We start from the raw sequence: 20,905 nt of genomic DNA on the forward strand, positions 1-20,905 counted from the left end.
GATTTCTCTACTGCGTTTCACTTCGGTCGAAATGACAAAACAGATTTAATTTTAGAAATCAAATAATTCTCTTATCGGAATATTCAGCGCTTTGCAAATTTTGTGAAGTGTCGTAATGGTGGTGCTTATTTCGCCACGTTCAATTCTGCCAACCTGGTTTTTGGGTATGTTGGCATCATAGGATAATGTTTCCTGCGAAAAGCCTTTTTCAATTCGTATTTGTTTTAGCTTTTCACCCACTTTTTTCAGGACTTGTATGTCTTCGTTTTCTACCACGATATAAAATTGCAGTTATCTTATCATAAAGATATGTTTTTAAATAAATATCATCATGTCGATTCCAAAAATTAAATTGCGAAAATTCCGTTAGCCCCGATGGAAGCAGCATCCTCTTGCAAGACAGTGTTTCGACAAGCTCAGCATGACGGGGGCGATTATTTCGTTATGCACTTCGACAAGCTCAGCAGGACTGCCTTGCGGGAGATATAGCGGACATCCTGCTAAAGCTGGACAGGACAGGAATGGCCTTGTGGGGAAGCGCTTGCCATTCGCTGTGAACTAATAATTGGAAATGCTTCGACAAGCTCAGCATGACAGGGCGGTTTTTGATCATATGCGCATACTTCGATTGGTTTTTCGGTTATCTTAATTGTACGCTTTGACAGGCTAGTGTGACATGTTTTGTGGGGCATTTATATCGCGCTTCGACAAGCTCGGGGATAAAAATAAGTCTGATATTAGTACAGAATTATTTACTTTTAAAAATTAATAAACGTATTGACTGATGGGTGTTCATTTGAATAAAATAAATGAATTTATAGATTCGCTTGATGAAGAGGTGACTGAAGCTTTAACTGTTGTGTCCGATGTAAAGACTTTTAAGAAAGGAGATTATTTGCTGCGGGATGGAGAGACCTGTAAAAAGAGTTATTTCATTCAGGAAGGTACAGCAAGGAAATTCTATATCAATGACGGGAAAGAAATTACTACTGAAATCTATTTTCCGGATGATCTTGCTATTTCTTTTTCCAGTTATGTTGGGCAGCACCCTGGAAGGGAATTTATACAGGCACTAACTGACATTAAAGTTTCGGTAACGGATTATATTGTTTTTGCTGCTCTGAAAACTAAATATTCTGTGCTTACTGAGCTTGATCTTTTGCTTACAGAACATTATGCTTTATGGCTTGAAGAGCGTCTGTTTGAACTTCACACCTTGAATGCCACGCAAAGGTATGAACTGCTTTTGTCCAGGGATCCGCAGATCATAAAGAACATTCCGCTTACTTATATTGCTTCTTATCTTAGTATTTCACTGGAAACGCTGAGCCGGATTAGGGCTAAACGTTAGGGTGTTTATTTGACTTAGGTCAAATGCCTGTTGGATTAGTTTGCTGAGCTTCGCGGTAAAATTGTAAACTATGAAACAGCGTGTTATTGGCTTTGACCTTGCCAGGGCCTATGCTATATTTGGAATGTATATCGTGAATTTTAATACCGTTTTTGGTTTGCATAACGACAAGAGCTTGCTGGGAAAATTTTTGTCGTTGTTCAGCGGAAATTCAAGTACAGTGTTTGTTATGCTGGCGGGTATGGGTATTGCGTTGATGACTAACCGTTCTGGATATACCTCTGAGGAGAAAAATAAACTTAGGACTGTTATTGGGAAAAGGGCCGTGTTTCTTTTTGTTATTGGGCTTTTACTTTCTTTATGGTGGTCTGCGGATATCCTGCATTTTTATGGTGCTTATATGGGAATAGCTCTCTTGATACTGTTTATAAACAAACGGTATTATATTTTAATGGCTGGTTTTCTTATTCTTGTCTTTCATATTCTTTTAATGTTTATTCCTTTTGAAACCGGATGGAATTTTGATACGTTTGAATACAGTGATTCCTGGAGTTTTAGCGGTTTTATAAGGAATTTTTTTTATAACGGATGGAATTCGGTTTTCCCGTGGGCTGCGTATTTTATTATGGGAATGTACTTGGGAAGGTTGGATTGCGGCGAATTAAAAACTCAGAAAAAGATGTTCATTGCCGGTCTGGTATTGTATATTACTATAACTGTCTTACAGTGGCGGTCGAATTATATGAATCTTTCTGAAGATGTTTATTTTTATATTAATGCTGATTACCTGCCGCCTTTTCTACCATTCATGTTAAGTACAATTGGGTTCGGGTTGATGATGATCTCGGGGTTTATGTATTTGGGAAATATCGTTGCCGATAAACAATTTGCTAAAAATGTTGCAGCTACAGGCCAGATGACATTGACGCATTACATTTCGCATATTGTATTTGGTATGTTACTCCTAGCTTTTTTGGCGGATAAAGAATATACAGGTCATGTCACACAGCAGGAACCTATTTCGGCTTTTTACATTTTACTGTTCTCTATATTTTATTTTATCACTAGTTATTATTTTAGCAAGCTGTGGGTTCAGAAATATAAAAACGGTCCGCTAGAAATGATCATGCGAAAAATATCAGGTTAATCTTTTCGGATGCATTGCAAAGTTAAGGGGCTTTTTAATGAATTTTACTGCAATCATTTTTGCAGTAAAAATTGCTTGAAATTTTTCATTAATATTCCCTTCGACTGGTTTAGGGTGACATTGAATCTTAAAATGTACCAAAAGTGGAAGACTGATTCGTAATGATTTGATTTTAGGTGTTTTGACTGATTTCAATGTTCCTCTCCAAAAGTGGGTTTTGAAAACAGAAAGTGGAGTATTGATTGGGTAGGTATACAATAAAAAATCCGCAACTTTCGAAGCGGATTTTCTCATTATATAGGTTGGTTGAAACCATTAATAGTAAGTATATCTTCTTACTTTAGCGATATACTTGGCAAGGCGTATAACCTGGTGGCTATATCCGTACTCGTTATCATACCATACATATAGTACGATGTTTTTACCGTCGGCACTTACTATCGTAGCGTTGCTGTCATAGATTGCAGGTTGTGATGTTCCAACGATATCAGACGATACAAGCTCGTTGTTCATTGAGTATTTTATCTGCTCAACAAGTTCGCCTTCAAGTGCATAGTGCTTCATGATCTCGTTGATTTCGTTAACCGTTGTTTGTTTTTCAACCTCAAGGTTAAGTACTACAAGAGAGCCATTTGGAACCGGTACACGTATCGCATTCGACGTTAGTTTACCTGCTAATGATGGTAATGCTTTAGCTACTGCGCTTCCTGCTCCTGTTTCGGTAATTACCATGTTCAGGGCAGCTGCACGTCCGCGGCGGTATTTTTTATGCATATTGTCAACCAGATTCTGGTCGTTTGTGTAGGCATGGATTGTTTCAAGGTGGCCTTTCACAACTCCTAAGGTGTCTTCAACAGCTTTAAGGATAGGAGTGATGGCGTTTGTAGTACATGATGCTGCAGAGAAAATATCTACTTCATCAGGACTGTATTCGTTGTGGTTTACACCGTAAACGATGTTTGGAATACCTTTTCCAGGAGCGGTAAGAAGTACTTTCTCAACACCTGGAGAACTCATGTGACGTCTAAGAGCTTCTTCGGTAGTGAAGGCTCCTGTATTGTCTATAAGCAGGGCATTTTCGATTCCGTAACTTGTATAGTCAACATCTTCTGGAGAGTTAGCACTGATAATATGTACTGTAGTACCGTTGATTATTAGGGCGTTATTCTCTGGATCAGCAATTACTGAGCCCTGGAAATCTCCGTGGATTGAATCGTAACGTAATAGCGATGCTCTTTTTTCAAGTAAGGTAGCGTCAGTTTTATCACGTACTACAATAGCACGTAAACGAAGCTGGTTTCCTTTACCTATTTTGCACATCATCTCACGTGCAAGTAGTCTTCCGATACGGCCAAAACCGTAAAGGATTACGTCTTTTGGCTGAATGTTTTTAGTTGCTTTAGCATCTTTAAGTTTGTCGATAACAAATGCTGTAGCATCGTTATACTTGTCATCTTCAAGATGGTATTCGTAAGTAAGTTTACCAATATCAATACGTGATGGTGGTAAATCTAATGCCTGAATTGCATTTGCAATTTCAACAGAATCAAACACGTTGATAGGTTTTTGTACAAATTCACCAGCATATTCATGCAGGTTGATAATGTCGCTTACATTCGTGTCGATAAGCTGATTTCTGAATAATACCAGTTCTATGGATTTGTCATACCAAAGATCACTAACGATCTTTATGAATTCCACGCCGGCTTTACGCCTGTCTGCCTGAAATGACAACTCCTTTTCATATAAAACATTATTGTTCATGAAGATAAAAATTTTAGAGTGTTGTTTAGTGGTGCAAAAGTATTGATTTCAAACGTTTTCGTAAAAAAAAATCTCAAAGTTTTTTTTTTATTTTCATTTTTTATGTTTTAAAGTTAAAACTGTACCAATTGTAAAGTAAAATATACTAAGTTGTGGGTTTTTGATGAATATATAGTTTATTGAGTGGGAAATTTATAATCTAATATTTTGTGTTTTTTACCAAGTAAATTTCTTATAAAATCTATTTTATGCTGATTGTTGTGATTTTAATGTAAGAATTTAGTTATATTTAATATTGTAGGTTAGTTTTGTGTTGATAATCAGGAGTTTATGATTTATTTTTTTGATTAATAAAGGCAATATTTTTGAGGATTTTAATAAGTTTTTAAATATTTTATTGTGAAATTTTTGTTAAAAGCAGGCTTTTTTGTGAATTAAGGGGTGTATTCTTATTAAAATTTGGTTAAATTTAAATTATTAATCATAATCACCTATATCATGAAATCACAATTACAATTATTTCTTTACAGTTTTTTTGTCATTGGAGCCCTAATTTTTGCAAATAAAGGGTACTCGCAAATTAGCTATTCCGAAAACTTTGAAGGAACCGTAAACTGGACTACTGTTGGCGGTAGTTTTACTCTTGACGATACCACTCCATGTGGAGGCGCTATATCAGCAATGACAAGTATCTACTCGTTTAGTACTTCGGGAGAAATTACATCGGGATCTATTGGTACTTCCAATGGAGCACAGGCTACACTAACATTTCAGTATAAATTATTGGAGTATGATTTTTTTGAACCTTCAATTCCAACTCCAAATGCCGGAAACTGGGGTGTAATAAAAGTCCTTTATGCTACAGCTGTGGCTGGACCATATACTGAAATCGGACAAATAACACCGGCTACTCACGTTGAGTCTGCATCTTGTGCTCCTAAAACTGTAACTTTTACACCACCGGCAGGAAGCCAGGTGTTTATTAAGGTAAGAGTTGAGTTGGGTGGTACAAGCAATGATTTCTTAATGTACTTTGATGATGTTAGCGTTACACAGCCAGCTGTAGGATGTACAGGTACACCGGCAGCATCTTCTGCAGTAGCTAAAAGAACTACAGTATGTAATGGGATGGCCGCTTCTTTGTCTTTAAATCCGGTTTATACAGCTACAGGCTATACATATCAATGGCAAAAATCTACTGATGGTGTTGCTTACACAGATATTGCCGGAGCAACAGCAGCATCTATTACCAGTCCTCAAACAGTTAATACCTGGTATAGGGCTATTATCACCTGTACAGGAAGTGGTACACCGGTAACCAGTACACCCGTACAGGTTGTTAATAATGGGCTTGCCTGTTTGTGTGAAGTAGAATTTTTAGGTGATACTGAGCCAATAACAAAAGTGCAGTTTGCAGGTATTAATAATACTACTTCTGCAGTTATTAATGGAACTCCTGATAATGAGGATTTCACCCTTCTTCCGCCAGGAGAAGTTACAGCTGGTAATACCTATCCCATTACATTACAGGGTAATACAGGTGGAAACTGGACCAATCATTTTAAAGTATATATAGATTTTAATCATAATGGTCTTTTGACTGACCCAGGAGAATCGTTTGTTATCGGTACTATTGTTAATTCTACAGGAGTAGATGGCATACAGGCTGTTGGTAATATTACAATACCTTTAAATGCAATGGGAGGCCTTACTTACATGAGAGTATTTAAGTTGTATTCAATAGCTCCTACAGATCCTTGTTCGGCAGGTGCAGCTGATATGGGTTTTGGACAGGTTGAAGACTATTTACTTAACATAACGCCTTCATGTACAACAGCAGCGCCTACTGCTGCCAGTGCTCAAAGTTTTTGTGCTGGTGCAACAGTTGCTGATTTACAGGTAACAGGAACGGCAGTAAAATGGTTTTTAGATGCCAATGTGGGTTCACCGATAGGTGCTGCTATTCCTTTGGTTAATGGTACGGTGTATTATGCAACACAAACTGTAGGCTGCGAAAGTTTAACAAGGACTGCGGTTACAGTAACAATCAATAATGTTGTGGTTGATAATGTAGCAGATGTTGTAGCTTGTTCTAATTATTTACTTCCGGCTTTGGTTAACGGTAATTATTATACAGCAGCTGCAGGTGGAGGCACTATGCTTGCTGCCGGAGATATTATTTCTGAAACAACCACATTGTATGTGTATAAGCAAGTTGGAACAACTACAATATGTTCGGCAGAAGATGTATTTGTGGTAACAATCAATAGTGTTTCGGTTGATGATGTTCAGAATGTTGTAACGTGCTCAGATTATGTGCTTCCAGCTTTAGAAAACGGAGCATACTATACAGCAATAGCAGGAGGTGGTACTATGCTTTCTGCGGGAGATGTTATATCAGAAAACGCTACTATTTATATTTATGCAGTGTCTGAAACTAACCCCTTATGTACTGCAGAAAATTCATTTACAGTAACAATAAGTGAAGTTACAGTTCAAGATTTAGATGATGTTACTACTTGTTTTGAATATGTGCTTCCAACTTTAGAAAGCGGAGCCTATTATACAGCAACAGCAGGAGGAGGTACTATGCTTGCTGCCGGAGATGTTATAACTGAAAATGCTACTGTTTATGTTTATGCAGTATCGGGTTCTAACCCGGCATGTACAGCAGAGAGTTCTTTTGCGATTACAATAAATGCACCTGTTGCTCCATCCGGAAATAGTACTGTAGAATATATCTCAAATGAAGATGTATTGCTATATGATATTGAAGTAACTGCGACCGGTGTTGTAGCATGGTATGAAACAGAGGAAGATGCCGAAAGTGGAGAAAATCCTTTACCTGAAGATACGATCGTTCCGGCAGGTACTACAACATATTATGCTACACAAACAATAGGGGAGTGTGAAAGTGCTCCGTTTGCTGTAACAGTAGATGTGGTATTAGGTGTGAAAGGGTTTAATTCTGCAGCATTTAATTATTATCCTAACCCGGTTAGCGATGTGCTTAATCTTAGTTATTCGAATGCAATCACAAGCGTGAAGGTGTTTAATCTTTTAGGACAGGAAGTGGTTACAAAAAACACTGATCAGAATACTGTTCAAATCGATTTATCACAGTTTGCTGCAGGAACCTATATGGTTAAAATACAATCTGAAGATGCTTATAAAGTAATTAAGGTTGTTAAGAGATAAAAAATGAATTTTTAACTATGCAAAGAGGCAGCTAATAGCTGCCTCTTTTTTGTTTCTTTTATTTTTAAATTACTATTTATAGTGTCTGATTTTGTGTTAGTTGTTGCTTTTTTAAGTAAATTTATCTTTATCTAATTAAAAAATAACATTTATCATGAGGCTAAAACTACAATTATTACTTTACATTTTTTTTGTTTTCGGTACCCTTCTCTTTACCAATAAAGGGTATTCACAAATAAACTATTCGCAGGATTTTGAATCGGAAACTTTTGGATGGGATACCGAGGACGGATTTTTCACAGATGATTATTTGGCTTGTTCTGGCTTTTGTTTTCAGGCAGAGGTATTTAGTTTTCCTGAGTTCGGAGCATTTGGGGCTAGTTCAGTATCTGAGTCTATCGGGATATCTAATGGCCAGCTAGCAACACTGAGCTATAACTTTAAAATATTAAATTCTGATGAAACTGCTCTTCCTAACAGTCCGGACTGGGGGACCTTTGTAGTAGAATATGCTACTTCTCTTTCGGGTCCATGGACTGTAATTCAAACAATATCCCCGGCAAATCATACAGAATCTGAAGATTGCGTAATCAAGACGGCAACCTTTACCCCTACAGGAGGAAATACTGTTTATTTGAGAATAACAGGGACACCAAATGAAAATGAAGAGCTTTATTACTATTTTTTTGTTGATGGGGTAACGGTAACTCAGGCAGCATCGTTAGCTTGTACGGGTGCGCCTCCTGCTATGACCACAATAGCGGCTAAGACCAACATATGTAATGGTGAAGGTGCTTCTTTATCACTTAATCCTTATCCTATTTCAAGCGGTTTAGTATTTCAATGGCAAAAATCCACAGATGGTGTTGCTTATACTAACATTGCAGGTGGTACAGGTGTGACACTAACTGCTGCACAAACAGTTTCTACATGGTATAGGGCAAATGTGAGTTGTGGGACAGCTGGTGTTGTTGTGACCAGTACACCAGTACAGGTAGTGAATAGCGGGCTTCCATGTTTGTGTGAAGTAGTATTTGGTTCGGATGTTGAGCCAATTACCCGCGTTCAGTTTGCAGGAATAAATAATGTTACTTCTGCCGTTGTAAATGGAACACCTGATACTCAGAATTTTTCCAGCCTTACACCTGGCCAGGTAACTGCGGGTTCAAGTTATCCGATTGTATTAGAGGGTAATACTAATGGGCCTAGTTATAATAATTACTTTAAAGTGTATATTGACTTTAATCATAATGGGAATCTTAATGATCCGGGCGAATCTTTTGAGATCGGTTTTATTACCGGATCTAATGGAACTGATGGTATTCAGGCTACGGGTACTATTGCAATACCTAATAATGCTACTCCCGGCCTTACTTATATGAGAGTGTTTAAATTGTATAATGAATTTTCTGTAGATCCTTGTACAAATGATGGCGATGACTACTCTTATGGACAGGTTGAGGATTATTTGCTTAATGTGGCGCCTGGATGTACAACTGCAGCTCCTACAGCGGCAAATACACAAAGTTTTTGTGCGGGTGCTACAGTGGCAAATTTAGCTGCAACAGGAACGGGAGTGAAATGGTACTTGTCAGCTACAGTAGGATCACCGTTAGGGGCTGCAATTCCTTTAGATAATGGTACTATTTATTATGCGTCACAAACAATTGGCTGTGAAAGTATTACAAGAGCAGCTGTTACGGTAACAATAAATGCTGTTACTGTTGATAATGTTGCTGACGTTTCGGCCTGTAACAATTACGTACTTCCGGCTTTGGTTAATGGTAATTATTTTACCGAAACTGACGGTGGAGGCGATATGCTTTCGGCAGGTGATATAATTACAGAAAATACTACGTTGTATGTTTATAAAGAAGTAGGAACGACTACGGTATGTTCTGCCGAAGACTCTTTTGTTATAACTATTACAAATATTGCTGTGGATGATCTTGATGATGTTTCAACATGTTCAGACTATGTGCTTCCTGTATTAGAAAACGGAGCTTATTATACAGCGGCTGCCGGCGGTGGTAGTGTGCTTTCTGCAGGAGATGTAATAACAGAAACAGCTACTATTTATATTTATGCAGTGTCTGATGTTAATCCTGCATGTAGTGCCGAAAATTCATTTACGGTAACAATAAATGAAGTTACAGCACCTGATTTAGATGATGTAACGGCGTGTTTTGAATATGTGCTTCCAGTCTTAGAAAACGGAGCCTATTATACAGCAACTGCAGGAGGAGGTACTATGCTTGCTGCTGGTAATGTTATAACCGAGAATGCGACTGTTTATGTTTATGTAGTGTCAGGCTCTAACCCGGCATGTAATGCAGAGAGTTCTTTTGCAATTACAATTAACGCACCGGTTCCTCCATCCGGAAATAGTACTGTAGAATATATATCAAATGAAGATGTATTGTTATATGATATTGAAGTAACTGCGACCGGTGTGGTGGCATGGTATGAAACAGAGGAAGATGCCGAAAGCGGAGAAAATCCTTTGTCTGAAGATACGATCGTTCCGGCAGGTACTACAACATATTATGCTACACAAACAATAGGTGAGTGTGAAAGTGCTCCGTTTGCTGTAACAGTAGATGTGGTATTAGGTGTGAAAGGGTTTAATTCTGCAGCATTTAATTATTATCCTAACCCGGTGAACGATGTGCTTAATCTTAGTTATTCGAATACAATCACAGGTGTAACGGTATTCAATCTTTTAGGTCAGGAAGTTGTTGCAAAAAATACCGATCAAAATGTTGTTCAAATCGATTTATCGCAGCTTGCTGCAGGAACCTATATGGTTAAAGTACAATCTGAAGATGCTTATAAAGTGATTAAACTTGTTAAGAGATAAAATTTATTTTACTTATATTACATAGAAAAAAGGACAGCCAATGGCTGTCCTTTTGTTATTATTTAAAGAGAAGTATTCCTTATCTGATTAAACTTTTTGGAAGTTATAAAACCCATTGCAGGATATAGTATAGCTGCAATAAAAAAGATATCTGGTAAAAAGAGTTTGTTTTCAAGATACAGCACATACGACGTTATCAAAAGTGCTGGGGCCTCCAGATAATAACACACAATACGTGCTTGCTTAGGTTTTATATACAGTTTTTTCCAATAAATGGTTATTACCAGTATAGTGATAGCCAGTCCCAGAATGATGCAGCCGGGAAAATACAGTCCTCTGTTTAGCTCATCACAACCTTTAAGCAGTAATATAAAAGCAGTAAGGAAATGCAACAAGACCTCCAGTTTTCGGAAAGTTTTCTTCTTCATTTCTTCTAAGGGTTTCTACAAAAATAAAGAAAACACTGTGGTTATGCATTTACTCAAGGTTATGATAGTGTTGTAAAAAAAATCCCCTGCAGCTGCAGGGGATTTTTAAATTGGATAGAGAGAGCGTTTACATTATAAAACGGATCAATTCTCCACTTTTTGATATCATTTCTACCCTTACACGCTGGTTAGGATTTTTCTTAGAAAGCAGTTCAGATACGGTATCAATATCTTTTGCTTTTACGTTACCAATACTCAAAATTATTCCGCCTTTAAGTTCATCATAATAAGGCATGTAATTTTCGTCTGTAATCTCTTTTATTTTAACACCATAGCTGGTTTTATATGCTTTTTTCTCCGCAGCGGTAAGGTCTTCAAATTCGAGTCCGCTGTACACAAAACTGTTTATTTCATTTTTAGAAAGCTGTACCGGCAGCGTAATCAATTTTCCATCACGCTTTACAGCAACTTTTACTACATCATTAGGGCGTTTGGTAATAATAGCGGCATTAAGCTCGGCAAAACTATTCACCGTTTTATCGTCTATCTTCACAATGATATCGCCTTCTTTAATACCGGCTTTTTTTGCGCCGGAATCGGCAACAACACTGCTAACATAGAAACCTTGTGTTTCGTTTATGCCTAATTCTTTAGATGCGTTACTGTTTAGCTCACCGCCCTTAACGCCAAGTGTACCACGCTGAACGTTACCATATTCCATAAGGTCTTCAATAATCTTGCGTGTAATGTTCGAAGGTACGGCAAACGAGTAACCTACATAAGACCCTGTTGTAGATGATATCATGGTGTTGATACCAATAAGCTGTCCTTTAGTATTAACCAGTGCGCCACCGCTGTTACCTGGGTTTACAGCAGCATCCGTCTGAATGAAGGATTGAAGTCCGTCTTTACTAAGATTCCTGGCTTTAGCCGAAACAATACCTGCGGTTACTGTACTGGTAAGGTTATAAGGGTTACCTACGGCAAGTACCCATTCTCCTACTTTAAGATCGTCAGAGTTACCAAATGTAGCGTACGGAAGTTTGTCTTTAGTGTCAACTTTTAGTAAGGCAATATCCATTTTGGAGTCAGTACCTACAAGTTTTGCTTTATATGTCTTATTGTTGTTAAGCGTTACTTCAAGTTCCGATGCGTTTTCGACTACATGGTTATTAGTAACAATATAGCCATCCTGAGTAATAATAACCCCAGATCCGGTTCCTACCTGAGCAGGCTGCTGGCCACCTCGGTAGCCATACATATAATTCATGTAAGGATCAGATGAGCCATAGCTCACATTTTTAACGTGAACAACAATATGTACAGCTTCGTCTGCAGCTGCAGTAAAATCTACCGATTCAGGTCCGGTAAAGTTTACATTTTTTGAATATAGAGACGATGGGGCTATTGATAATGCAGATGATGGTTTATCATTGTCAAATACCAGTTTGTAAGCTCCCAGAGTAGTGGCGCCGCTAAGAAGGGCAACCGCAAATAAACTAGAAATTCTTTTCATAATTTAAACAGTATTTAATTTTCGTTATTGATTAATAATTAGCAAATTTTAAGCAGCAGCTACCATTTTACATATCATTTATATTTGTACTTTTGCCCTAATATACTAACGATGGAACATACATTTTATAAATACCAGGGCACAGGGAATGACTTTGTTATGGTAGATAACCGTACTAACACATTTCCCAAAAATGATACCAAATTAATCGGTCATTTATGTGACCGTAAATTTGGCATAGGTGCTGACGGGCTTATTTTATTAGAGAACGATGGAAATGCCGATTTTCGTATGGTCTATTATAATTCTGATGGAAATGAGAGCACTATGTGCGGTAATGGAGGCCGATGCATTGTTGCATTTGCTAAAGCATTGGATATCATTGATAATGAAACCGACTTTGTTGCCGTAGATGGTAAACACCATGCAACCGTTGATGATCAGGGAATTGTATCGCTTCATATGAAAGATGTAAATGCCGTTTCTGTTTACGAAAATTATGTGTTTTTAGATACCGGTTCCCCACATCATGTGGAACTGGTTGATGAACTGGAAAAATTTGATGTAAAAGGTGTTGGATCTCATATTCGATACAGTGGTTTATATGGCGATAAAGGATCAAACGTAAATTTTGTAGCCAAAACTGTCGATGACAAGTTTTCAGTAAGAACCTATGAGAGAGGGGTTGAGGATGAAACTTTGTCATGTGGAACAGGTGTAACTGCTGTTGCTATTGCGATGAAAGTGTTGCAAAAAACCGAATCTGATACCGTTACTTTATTAACACCGGGTGGAACATTATCTGTATCTTTTGTACAAAAAGGGAAGCAGTTTACAGATATCTACCTTACCGGACCTGCCCAATTTGTATTTAACGGTACTATAGAATGGTAACCCTAACCGGAAATACATTTTACCTTAGGGCACTCGAGCCTGAAGATCTGGAATTTATTTACCGGTTGGAAAACAACGAAGAGATATGGGAGGTTAGCAATACGCAAACACCCTATAGCCGTTTTTTAATACGTCAATATCTGGAAAACGCACATCAGGATATTTTTGAAGCCAAACAGCTCAGGCTGGCCATTTGTAAAAACGGTAGTTTCGAAGCATTGGGTCTCATAGACCTTTTTGATTTTGATGCGGTAAACCAAAGAGCGGGAATTGGGATTATTATACAAAACCCCGGAGACAGGAGTAAAGGTATGGGCAGTGAGGCTTTGGGCCTCCTTATTAACTATGCTTTTCATAAATTACAATTACATCAGCTTTATGCTAATATTGATTTAGGGAATGTTGCAAGTATAAGCCTTTTTACTAATTTTGGCTTTCAGTTAGCAGGTGTAAAAAAAGACTGGATTAAAAAAGATAATATTTACCACGACGAGGCTTTATATCAGCTTATTAGTCAACAATAAAAACAAATACTTTGAACTTAAAAAAAATTGTAGGGATATTTTCTCTTGTAGTAGTTACGGCTGGTACCATTTATGGGTATATGATCTATAAAGATATTTTTTCGGCCAATACAAAATTCAATGATCGTGAGGTAGCATTGTTTATTCCAACAGGATCAAATTATGCCGAAGTTCAGGAAATAGTGAAGCCATATGTTGAAAATATGGAGCGCTTTGATATGGTTGCCAATAAAAAAGAGTATCCTGGACACATAAGAGCCGGTAAGTTTATTTTAAAGGAGGGAATGAACAGTAATGATATTATAAACTCATTACGTCAGCCGGTGCCGGTAAACATATCGTTCAACAATCAGGAAACACTGGAAAGAGCCGTAGGCCGTATTGCTAGCCAGATCGAACCGGATAGTATTACTTTGCTAAAAGCTTTTACTGATAAAAAGTTCCTTGAAGAGAATGGCTTTAATGAAGACAATGTATTAAGTATGTTTATTCCTAATACCTATGAGTTCTTTTGGAATACATCGGCTACAAAGGTGAGGGATAAGATGGCTAAAGAATACAGGAAATTCTGGACACCGGAAAGATTGGCTAAAGCAGAAGCTTTAAATCTTACGCCGTTACAGGTGTCTGCTCTTGCCTCTATAGTGCACAAAGAGACTGTTAAGAACGACGAACGACCAAGGGTAGCAGGTGTATACCTTAACCGTCTTCAAAAAGGAATGAAGCTGGAAGCAGATCCAACAGTTATTTATGCAATGAAAAAGCAATCGGGAGATTTCGATCAGGTAATCAAAAGGGTGTACTTTAAAGACCTTGTAATAGATTCTCCATATAATATGTATAAATATGCAGGATTGCCGCCAGGACCAATCGCAATGCCTGATATTACTGCGATCGATGCAGTGTTAAATCCGGAGAAGCACAATTACATTTATTTCTGTGCAAGTGTAACAAATTTTGGCTATCATGAGTTTGCTGTAACGGCTGCACAACATGAAGTAAATCGTCAAAAATATGTTGCTTGGGTAGAAAAAATGGGAATAAATAGATAGAAATTCTTACAAAAATATTCACAGCCTGATCAAGTTTTTACTTTTTCAGGCTTTTTTTATGCCGATAAAGTGCTTTTTTTTGGGGTCAAATTGCCTTTGATGAAATCATTTGTAAGCCCCTTGTTTCACAGTAGTTACGGAAAATTATAAGCCGGATTTGTCACCCCAGGGTTATGTTAAAGTTAGGTTTTTATGTAAGTTGTTGTAAATCAGGTTAATGTTTTTGCTTATATTTGCAGTCTAGAAATTTCATCGGGTGACAGCTTATGAGAAATCAAAACACATGATAAAAAAATGGATATACTTTTTAGGGCTAACCCTAATTATTACAATTGTAAGCTCGGGTTTTAAAGAAAACGAAGCAAAGCAATTTGGGAAGATTGAAGGATTTCACTTAGCGAAAGACGAAATTACCAATTACACAGTACCAACAATTGACGAAACTGCAAAAGTCAATTTAACTTTTCCTTTCACCGGAAAATCGTATACCGGCTTTAAACAAGCGGTAGCAGTAAAAGAATCACAAGGGCTTTACAAGATTGTTAACCGATATGGTTACATGGGCAAGTACCAGTTTGGTAAAAGCACCCTAAGGGCATTGGGAATAAAAGATACCAAAGAGTTCCTTAATAATCCAAAAATGCAGGAGCGCGCCTTTAAGGCCTTACTTTCTAAAAATAAATGGGAATTGCGTAAAGAGATTCATCGTTTTGAAGGACAGGTAGTAAAAGGTATTACAATTACAGAATCAGGGCTGCTTGCAGCCGCTCACCTTGCAGGTGCAGGATCTGTAAAAAGCTTTTTAAAGAGCAATGGTAATAAAGGCTTTCGTGATGGTTTTGGAACCTCACTTAAAAGCTACATAAAAAGATTTGGTGGTTATGATACCTCAGGTATTGTTGCTAACCCGGCACCAAAGGTTAAGCTTTAATCTTAGTGAATAGATATAAAAAGAACCGCTTATAAAGCGGTTCTTTTTTGTTTATAGGTTTTCCAAACTGATTATATTTTTGGTCAATTAGATCCTTATAAAAATATCTACTGTTATATGATAATGCAGTATAATCATATTCCAGTTTAATTGGTTTATACTGTTTTCTTTTTTTTGTTGTAAGCGCTTAACAGCGTGTATCCTGCAATACCAGATATAACAGAGGCTATGAGTACAGCAAATTTGGCTTCAGTTTGTAAAGCAGGCTCACTAAACGAAAGCAGTGCAATAAAGATTGACATAGTAAAGCCTATACCGCCTAAAAGCCCTAATCCTAATACATGAAGCCAGTTGGTTTCTGCAGGCAGCTGCGCAATTTTTAGTTTTACCGATAACCATGACATCAAGAAGATCCCTAATGGTTTTCCTAAAAACAATCCTAATACTATACCCATTCCTAAATTACTGAACAATCCTTCTACCATGCTGCCTTCAAAGGTAATGTTGGTATTGGCGATGGCAAAAATTGGCATAATTATAAAATTGACGGGTCTTGATAAAGCGTGCTCCAGTTTTTCTAAAGAAGATTCGCTGCTGTCGTTAGTTGTGGGTAATGTAAGTGCAGTAAGTACACCTGCAATAGTGGCATGTATGCCTGAATGGTGAATAAGATACCACATAACAATACCCGGTACTATATAGAAAAAGATGTTTTTTACACCAAATCTATTAAACGCGATAAGTAATGCGAATACACCTCCTGCATACATAAGGTAGTCAAAGTGAATATCTGATGAATAAAAAATTGCGATAACCAGTATAGCCATAAGGTCGTCTACTATGGCAAGCGCCGCTAAAAATATTTTAAGCCCTGTAGGTACTTTGTTTCCTAATAAGGATAGAATACCTAATGCAAAAGCGATATCAGTAGCCATCGGAATACCCCACCCATTAGCGGTTTGGGTATCATTCATGTTAAAAAACACATAGATAAGTGCCGGAACCATAACGCCGCCCAAGGCAGCAAATACAGGTAATGACGCCTGGCGAAAGGAGGAGAGCTCACCTTCAATAATTTCACGCTTAATTTCTAAACCTACCAAAAGGAAAAATACAGCCATTAATCCGTCGTTTATCCAAAGTAAAACAGGATAACGCAGTTGTAGGCTGTCATTTGCAAAACCGATCTCACGGTTCAGGAGGTTTTCAAAGCTTCCGGCGAAACTTGTGTTAGCAATAGTTAATGAAATTGCTACGCAAATAAGAAGTAAAATACCGCCGGCAGAAGATGAACTAAAGAAGCGCTTAAAAATTTTAAGGTTGATGAGTTTTGTCATATTTCAAAGTTAAGAAATATGGAACAAAACTCCCAGTTTAATAAGGAAGAAAGGTTGTTAAAACTTATGGACTATAAAAATACACGGCCTGTTGTGCAGGTCTATTTTTTCGCTTTTCCATTGTGCAACGGTCTTTGTTTTAATATATTCTGTTGCTAAAGTAATATCGCAGGCAATACATAAATGAGTAGTAGGCTGTAATGCACTTAAAATGTCTTCCAGTAATTTGTTATTACGGAAAGGAGTTTCAATAAAAAGCTGTGATTGTTTTTTATCCTGAGAAAGTTTTTCGAAATTTTTCAGTGCCGTTTTCTTGTCTGTTTTTTCTATAGGAAGGTAGCCGTTAAATGCAAAGCTTTGTCCGTTCATGCCCGATGCCATAATGGCTAAAAGGATGGAAGAAGGGCCAACTAAAGGTACAACCTGAATACCTTTTTCATGCGCAATTTTTACAATAGCAGCACCGGGATCGGCAACACCCGGGCATCCGGCTTCCGACATTAGTCCAACGTTTTTGCCTTCAAGACAGGGTTTTATAAAGTCATAATGCTCTTTAGGTTCTGTATGTTTATTAAGAACAAAGAGTTTTAAGTCGGGTTGTTTTTTAGTGGGTAATATTGCTTTTATAAAACGGCGTGCCGTTTTTTCGTTTTCAACAATATAGTGGTCTATGAACTCAATAGAGCGTTCAATAGTTATAGGTAATACTTCTTTAGGATCTGCATCATCGCCTAGCGGCACAGGTAATAAATAAAGTTTTCCGGTAGGTATCATGCGTGTTCTTTTAAGAGTTTTTGGGCAACCAGTTCACAAACTTCGTCAAGCATATCGTATACTTTTTCAAAACCATCCTGTCCTCCATAGTAGGGATCAGGTACACCCATTTTCTCTCCCGGGTATATTTCGTCCATCATTAGTTTTACTTTGGCTTTTCCTTTTTCATGGGGTGCAGCCTTAGTAACATCACTAAAATTGGAACTGTCCATTACATAGATATGGTCAAATTCTTCAAAGTCTGATGGTTTTAACTGGCGGGCCTTTTGGCAGCTAATGTCCAGTCCGCGGTTTTTAGCAGTAAGTATCGATCGTTTATCAGGCTGTTGTCCTACATGCCAGTTACCGGTGCCGGCAGAATCTACAAGAAATTTGTCGGCAGGGAGTTTGGATTGCAGGATACCTTCTGCCAATGGAGAACGACAAATGTTTCCAAGGCAGACCATCAAAATCTTCACGGGCATTATATCGATAGTTTTTTGTTGATATCATCAACAAATTTTCTGAATTGTTTATCGGTAGAAACAAGATTGTCAACCGTTTTACAAGCGTGAAGCACTGTTGCGTGGTCACGATCACCAATTTGTGATCCAATGTTGGCAAGCGATGCTTTTGTGAACTTTTTAGCAAAGAACATAGCAAGCTGCCTGGCCTGTACCACGTGGCGTTTTCTTGTTTTAGATTGTAATGTGTCAACATCAAGCTGGAAATAATCCGATACTACTTTTTGGATGTAGTCAATAGATATTTCACGTTTTACGTTCTTCACAAATTTCTCTACCACCATTTTAGCCAACTCAAGGTTAACTTCACGGTGATTGAAAGAAGACTGTGCTATTAATGAGATAAGAGCACCTTCAAGTTCACGAACGTTGCTTTTGATGTTTTTCGCAACATATTCTACAATTTCGTCTGGAATAACAACACCATCACGATAAAGTATATTATTTAATATGGACACCCTTGTTTCATAATCAGGCTGATGAAGCTCTGCTGAAAGTCCCCATTTAAATCGGGACAACAGCCTTTGCTCAATATCCTGCATGTCTACAGGAGCTTTGTCTGATGTAAGGATTACCTGTTTACCGTTTTGGTGCAGGTGGTTAAAAATGTGGAAGAAAACATCCTGTGTACCTGTTTTTCCTGAAAGGAACTGTACGTCGTCAATGATCAGCACATCTATTAATTGGTAGAAATGAATAAAGTCATTTCTGGTATTCCTTTTTACCGAGTCGATATATTGCTGCGTGAAGATCTCAGCAGAAATGTACAATACGGTTTTTTCAGGGTACTTATCTTTTATTTCGATACCAATAGCATGGGCTAAGTGTGTTTTACCCAAACCTACGCCACCAAATATTAGTAGAGGATTGAATGAAGTTCCGCCCGGCTTATTGGCCACAGCCATACCTGCCGATCGGGCAAGACGGTTAGCGTCTCCTTCAAAAAAGTTATCAAAATTATAATTAGCGTTAAGCTGAGATTCAATTTTTAGGTTTCTGATCCCCGGAATGATAAAAGGGTTTTTAAGCTCAGGATTTTTATTTTGAAGAGGAACATCAACTTCCTGAGGCTTAACCGGAGAACGATGGGCACTTGGCAGCTGCTCTGTAAAAGGCTGCTTATTACCATAAGTGTTTTCCATCTTAATTTTATACAGTAACTTTGCACTGTTTCCAAGCTCTTTCGTCAGAGCAACTTTCAATAATTTCACATAGTGTTCTTCTAACCATTCGTAGAAAAATTTACTAGGAACCTGGATATAAAGAGCGCTGTCTGTTAACTCAACTGCTCTAATGGGTTCAAACCAGGTTTTGTAGGCCTGATCCTGAATATTGTCTTTTATGAAAAGAAGACAGTTTTCCCATACTGATTGCGCAGTTTTAGTCATAAATCCTGGTTATTAGTTGTTTATTAAAGGTTGTCTTACAAAAGGAAGAAGAAGAATACTACTCCTGTTTGGGAGAACAAATATGAACACAATTTTCTGTAAAAAAAAACTATTATCGTATTGATTTTGTAAAAAAAATATTGTAAGTATTGTAGTGGAGAATTAATAAAAAAATAACGTTAAAAAAATATGAATTTTCACGAATTTAAAGTAAGGGTCCGTTATGCTGAAACCGACCAGATGGGGGTTGTTTATCATGGTAATTATGCTATGTATTTCGAGATGGGAAGGGTAGAATGGCTTAGAAATCTGGGTCTTAGCTATAGTTTTATGGAGGCAAATGGTGTTATGCTTCCTGTTGTTTCATTAACAATGAATTATAAAAAACCGGCCCGCTATGACGATCTGCTAACAGTGCGCACCATCTTTAAAAAGCAGGAGTCTGTAAAGATAGAATTCGACTATGAAATTATGAATGAAGCCGGAGAGTTATTAACAACGGGTAACTCGGTACTGGTGTTTGTAAACATGAAAACGGGGCGTCCTGTTTTGCCTCCTGACTATGTTTTGGAGAAAATTAACCTGATTGGAAAGGAATAGTTAATTGAAGTTGTTTAAACAATTTCTTTAATAACAATTTCATATAAATTGCTAAATGCCTCAAGTACTATTGGGGCATTTTTTTTTCGGGTACTGATGATAATTTCGCAGTCCATTTCCATTTTTTGAGAAATAATATCCAGGTTCTTTTCTTTGATCACCCGCATTACCTTGTTCATGTTTTGGTAACCAAATTTTAAAGTATAATGAATGTCAAGGGTGCGCTCTACTATATCTGATGCCTCCAATGCCATTTGTGCTGAGATCTTATAAGCAGATATAAGACCGCCTACACCTAGTTTAACGCCTCCAAAGTAACGAACTACAACTACAAGCACATTTGTTACTCCAAAAGACTGTATTTGTCCATAAATCGGCATTCCGGCAGAGTTATTGGGTTCGCCGTCGTCATTAGCGCGGTAATAAATGGTATCTGTGCCTAATTGGAATGCATAGCACCAGTGTCGAGCTGAATGATGACGCTTTTTAAGGTCTTCCAAAATCGGTTTTACATCGTCTTCGGAAGTTATTGGAAACGCCAGCCCAAAGAACTTACTGTTCTTTTCCTTATAAAGGGTTTCTTCAGAAGATGAAGCAAGGGTTTTATATGTATCGTTTTCCAATGGACTTGTGTTAGG

The 20,905-nt window shown here is 37.6% G+C and carries 19 protein-coding genes; 9 read left to right on the plus strand and 10 right to left on the minus strand.

Annotated elements, in window-relative coordinates:
* Nucleotides 1-51 precede the first annotated feature (51 nt).
* Nucleotides 52-276 (minus strand): helix-turn-helix domain-containing protein, encoded by a 225-nt coding sequence (locus EPI11_RS07115; RefSeq protein WP_128389266.1) that lies wholly within the window; start codon nucleotides 274-276, stop codon nucleotides 52-54.
* Nucleotides 277-784: 508 nt separating this feature from the next.
* On the opposite strand from EPI11_RS07115, the gene EPI11_RS07120 reads away from it, so the two are divergent.
* Both EPI11_RS07120 and EPI11_RS07125 read left to right on the plus strand, forming a co-directional pair.
* Nucleotides 785-1,351 (plus strand): Crp/Fnr family transcriptional regulator, encoded by a 567-nt coding sequence (locus EPI11_RS07120; RefSeq protein ID WP_128389267.1) that lies wholly within the window; start codon nucleotides 785-787, stop codon nucleotides 1,349-1,351.
* 70 nt (nucleotides 1,352-1,421) lie between these two features.
* A complete protein-coding gene (locus EPI11_RS07125; protein ID WP_128389268.1) occupies nucleotides 1,422-2,498 on the plus strand; it encodes a DUF418 domain-containing protein in 1,077 nt (358 codons plus the stop codon).
* On the opposite strand, the gene EPI11_RS07130 is transcribed toward EPI11_RS07125, so the two are convergent.
* Nucleotides 2,490-2,792 carry a hypothetical protein gene (locus EPI11_RS07130; RefSeq protein WP_128389269.1) on the minus strand — a complete coding sequence of 101 codons (303 nt, stop codon included), beginning with the start codon at nucleotides 2,790-2,792 and terminating at the stop codon, nucleotides 2,490-2,492. The two genes, EPI11_RS07125 and EPI11_RS07130, sit on opposite strands and share 9 nt — an antisense overlap.
* A 21-nt stretch (nucleotides 2,793-2,813) precedes the next feature.
* Nucleotides 2,814-4,262: a glyceraldehyde-3-phosphate dehydrogenase gene (locus EPI11_RS07135; RefSeq protein ID WP_128389270.1), complete on the minus strand. Its 1,449-nt coding sequence runs from the start codon at nucleotides 4,260-4,262 to the stop codon at nucleotides 2,814-2,816.
* Nucleotides 4,263-4,760: 498 nt separating this feature from the next.
* Here EPI11_RS07135 and EPI11_RS07140 point away from each other — a divergent pair, with 498 nt between their 5' ends.
* Nucleotides 4,761-7,460 carry a T9SS type A sorting domain-containing protein gene (locus tag EPI11_RS07140; RefSeq protein WP_128389271.1) on the plus strand — a complete coding sequence of 900 codons (2,700 nt, stop codon included), beginning with the start codon at nucleotides 4,761-4,763 and terminating at the stop codon, nucleotides 7,458-7,460.
* A 154-nt stretch (nucleotides 7,461-7,614) separates the two neighbouring features.
* Nucleotides 7,615-10,320 carry an Ig-like domain-containing protein gene (locus EPI11_RS07145; protein WP_128389272.1) on the plus strand — a complete coding sequence of 902 codons (2,706 nt, stop codon included), beginning with the start codon at nucleotides 7,615-7,617 and terminating at the stop codon, nucleotides 10,318-10,320.
* A 62-nt stretch (nucleotides 10,321-10,382) separates the two neighbouring features.
* Here EPI11_RS07145 and EPI11_RS07150 read toward each other — a convergent pair whose 3' ends face one another.
* Both EPI11_RS07150 and EPI11_RS07155 read right to left on the minus strand, forming a co-directional pair.
* Nucleotides 10,383-10,748: a hypothetical protein gene (locus EPI11_RS07150; RefSeq protein WP_128389273.1), complete on the minus strand. Its 366-nt coding sequence runs from the start codon at nucleotides 10,746-10,748 to the stop codon at nucleotides 10,383-10,385.
* Between the two features lie 127 nt (nucleotides 10,749-10,875).
* Nucleotides 10,876-12,264, minus strand: a complete 1,389-nt coding sequence (locus tag EPI11_RS07155) for a S1C family serine protease (protein ID WP_128389274.1) — start codon at nucleotides 12,262-12,264, stop codon at nucleotides 10,876-10,878.
* A gap of 111 nt (nucleotides 12,265-12,375) precedes the next feature.
* Here EPI11_RS07155 and dapF point away from each other — a divergent pair, with 111 nt between their 5' ends.
* From dapF to EPI11_RS07175, 4 genes are all read left to right on the plus strand, one after another.
* Nucleotides 12,376-13,158: a diaminopimelate epimerase gene (dapF, locus tag EPI11_RS07160; RefSeq protein WP_128389275.1), complete on the plus strand. Its 783-nt coding sequence runs from the start codon at nucleotides 12,376-12,378 to the stop codon at nucleotides 13,156-13,158.
* Entirely contained in the window at nucleotides 13,152-13,682 is a 531-nt protein-coding gene (locus EPI11_RS07165; protein ID WP_128389276.1) for a GNAT family N-acetyltransferase, read from the plus strand. The genes dapF and EPI11_RS07165 overlap by 7 nt, the downstream gene beginning before the upstream one ends.
* Nucleotides 13,683-13,693: 11 nt before the next feature.
* On the plus strand, nucleotides 13,694-14,734 hold the full coding sequence (gene mltG, locus EPI11_RS07170) for an endolytic transglycosylase MltG (protein ID WP_128389277.1): 1,041 nt from the start codon (nucleotides 13,694-13,696) through the stop codon (nucleotides 14,732-14,734).
* Nucleotides 14,735-15,017: 283 nt separating this feature from the next.
* A complete protein-coding gene (locus tag EPI11_RS07175; RefSeq protein ID WP_128389278.1) occupies nucleotides 15,018-15,665 on the plus strand; it encodes a peptidoglycan-binding protein LysM in 648 nt (215 codons plus the stop codon).
* A gap of 155 nt (nucleotides 15,666-15,820) precedes the next feature.
* Here the strand turns inward: EPI11_RS07175 and nhaA are convergent, their stop codons facing one another.
* The 4 genes from nhaA to dnaA are packed head-to-tail and all read right to left on the minus strand — an operon-like array spanning nucleotide 15,821 to nucleotide 19,667.
* Nucleotides 15,821-17,002 carry a Na+/H+ antiporter NhaA gene (gene nhaA / locus EPI11_RS07180; protein ID WP_128389279.1) on the minus strand — a complete coding sequence of 394 codons (1,182 nt, stop codon included), beginning with the start codon at nucleotides 17,000-17,002 and terminating at the stop codon, nucleotides 15,821-15,823.
* A gap of 57 nt (nucleotides 17,003-17,059) precedes the next feature.
* Complete coding sequence (locus tag EPI11_RS07185; RefSeq protein WP_128389280.1) at nucleotides 17,060-17,776, minus strand: SAM-dependent methyltransferase; 717 nt, start codon at nucleotides 17,774-17,776, stop codon at nucleotides 17,060-17,062.
* On the minus strand, nucleotides 17,773-18,240 hold the full coding sequence (locus EPI11_RS07190; RefSeq protein ID WP_128389281.1) for a low molecular weight protein-tyrosine-phosphatase: 468 nt from the start codon (nucleotides 18,238-18,240) through the stop codon (nucleotides 17,773-17,775). Before EPI11_RS07190 ends, EPI11_RS07185 begins: the two co-directional genes overlap by 4 nt.
* Entirely contained in the window at nucleotides 18,240-19,667 is a 1,428-nt protein-coding gene (dnaA, locus tag EPI11_RS07195) for a chromosomal replication initiator protein DnaA (protein WP_128389282.1), read from the minus strand. The genes EPI11_RS07190 and dnaA overlap by 1 nt, the downstream gene beginning before the upstream one ends.
* Before the next feature lie 189 nt (nucleotides 19,668-19,856).
* Between dnaA and EPI11_RS07200 the strand changes: the two genes are divergently transcribed.
* Nucleotides 19,857-20,267 (plus strand): acyl-CoA thioesterase, encoded by a 411-nt coding sequence (locus EPI11_RS07200; RefSeq protein WP_128389283.1) that lies wholly within the window; start codon nucleotides 19,857-19,859, stop codon nucleotides 20,265-20,267.
* Nucleotides 20,268-20,281: 14 nt separating this feature from the next.
* Here the strand turns inward: EPI11_RS07200 and EPI11_RS07205 are convergent, their stop codons facing one another.
* Nucleotides 20,282-20,890 (minus strand): IMPACT family protein, encoded by a 609-nt coding sequence (locus tag EPI11_RS07205; RefSeq protein ID WP_128389284.1) that lies wholly within the window; start codon nucleotides 20,888-20,890, stop codon nucleotides 20,282-20,284.
* Nucleotides 20,891-20,905: the final 15 nt, after the last annotated feature.

This window comes from Flavobacterium cerinum (assembly GCF_004028155.1).
GTDB lineage: Bacteria > Bacteroidota > Bacteroidia > Flavobacteriales > Flavobacteriaceae > Flavobacterium > Flavobacterium cerinum.

Excerpts from the sequence above, each read along its gene's own strand:
- EPI11_RS07130 (WP_128389269.1), bottom strand. The coding sequence starts at position 2,792 with ATGAGAAAATCCGCTTCGAAAGTTGCGGATTTTTTATTGTATACCTAC.
- EPI11_RS07165 (WP_128389276.1), top strand. The coding sequence starts at position 13,152 with ATGGTAACCCTAACCGGAAATACATTTTACCTTAGGGCACTCGAGCCT.
- EPI11_RS07145 (WP_128389272.1), top strand. The coding sequence starts at position 7,615 with ATGAGGCTAAAACTACAATTATTACTTTACATTTTTTTTGTTTTCGGT.
- EPI11_RS07140 (WP_128389271.1), top strand. The coding sequence starts at position 4,761 with ATGAAATCACAATTACAATTATTTCTTTACAGTTTTTTTGTCATTGGA.
- EPI11_RS07125 (WP_128389268.1), top strand. The coding sequence starts at position 1,422 with ATGAAACAGCGTGTTATTGGCTTTGACCTTGCCAGGGCCTATGCTATA.
- EPI11_RS07175 (WP_128389278.1), top strand. The coding sequence starts at position 15,018 with ATGATAAAAAAATGGATATACTTTTTAGGGCTAACCCTAATTATTACA.
- EPI11_RS07150 (WP_128389273.1), bottom strand. The coding sequence starts at position 10,748 with ATGAAGAAGAAAACTTTCCGAAAACTGGAGGTCTTGTTGCATTTCCTT.
- EPI11_RS07190 (WP_128389281.1), bottom strand. The coding sequence starts at position 18,240 with ATGCCCGTGAAGATTTTGATGGTCTGCCTTGGAAACATTTGTCGTTCT.
- EPI11_RS07185 (WP_128389280.1), bottom strand. The coding sequence starts at position 17,776 with ATGATACCTACCGGAAAACTTTATTTATTACCTGTGCCGCTAGGCGAT.
- nhaA (WP_128389279.1), bottom strand. The coding sequence starts at position 17,002 with ATGACAAAACTCATCAACCTTAAAATTTTTAAGCGCTTCTTTAGTTCA.
- dnaA (WP_128389282.1), bottom strand. The coding sequence starts at position 19,667 with ATGACTAAAACTGCGCAATCAGTATGGGAAAACTGTCTTCTTTTCATA.
- EPI11_RS07135 (WP_128389270.1), bottom strand. The coding sequence starts at position 4,262 with ATGAACAATAATGTTTTATATGAAAAGGAGTTGTCATTTCAGGCAGAC.
- dapF (WP_128389275.1), top strand. The coding sequence starts at position 12,376 with ATGGAACATACATTTTATAAATACCAGGGCACAGGGAATGACTTTGTT.
- EPI11_RS07120 (WP_128389267.1), top strand. The coding sequence starts at position 785 with ATGGGTGTTCATTTGAATAAAATAAATGAATTTATAGATTCGCTTGAT.
- EPI11_RS07155 (WP_128389274.1), bottom strand. The coding sequence starts at position 12,264 with ATGAAAAGAATTTCTAGTTTATTTGCGGTTGCCCTTCTTAGCGGCGCC.
- EPI11_RS07200 (WP_128389283.1), top strand. The coding sequence starts at position 19,857 with ATGAATTTTCACGAATTTAAAGTAAGGGTCCGTTATGCTGAAACCGAC.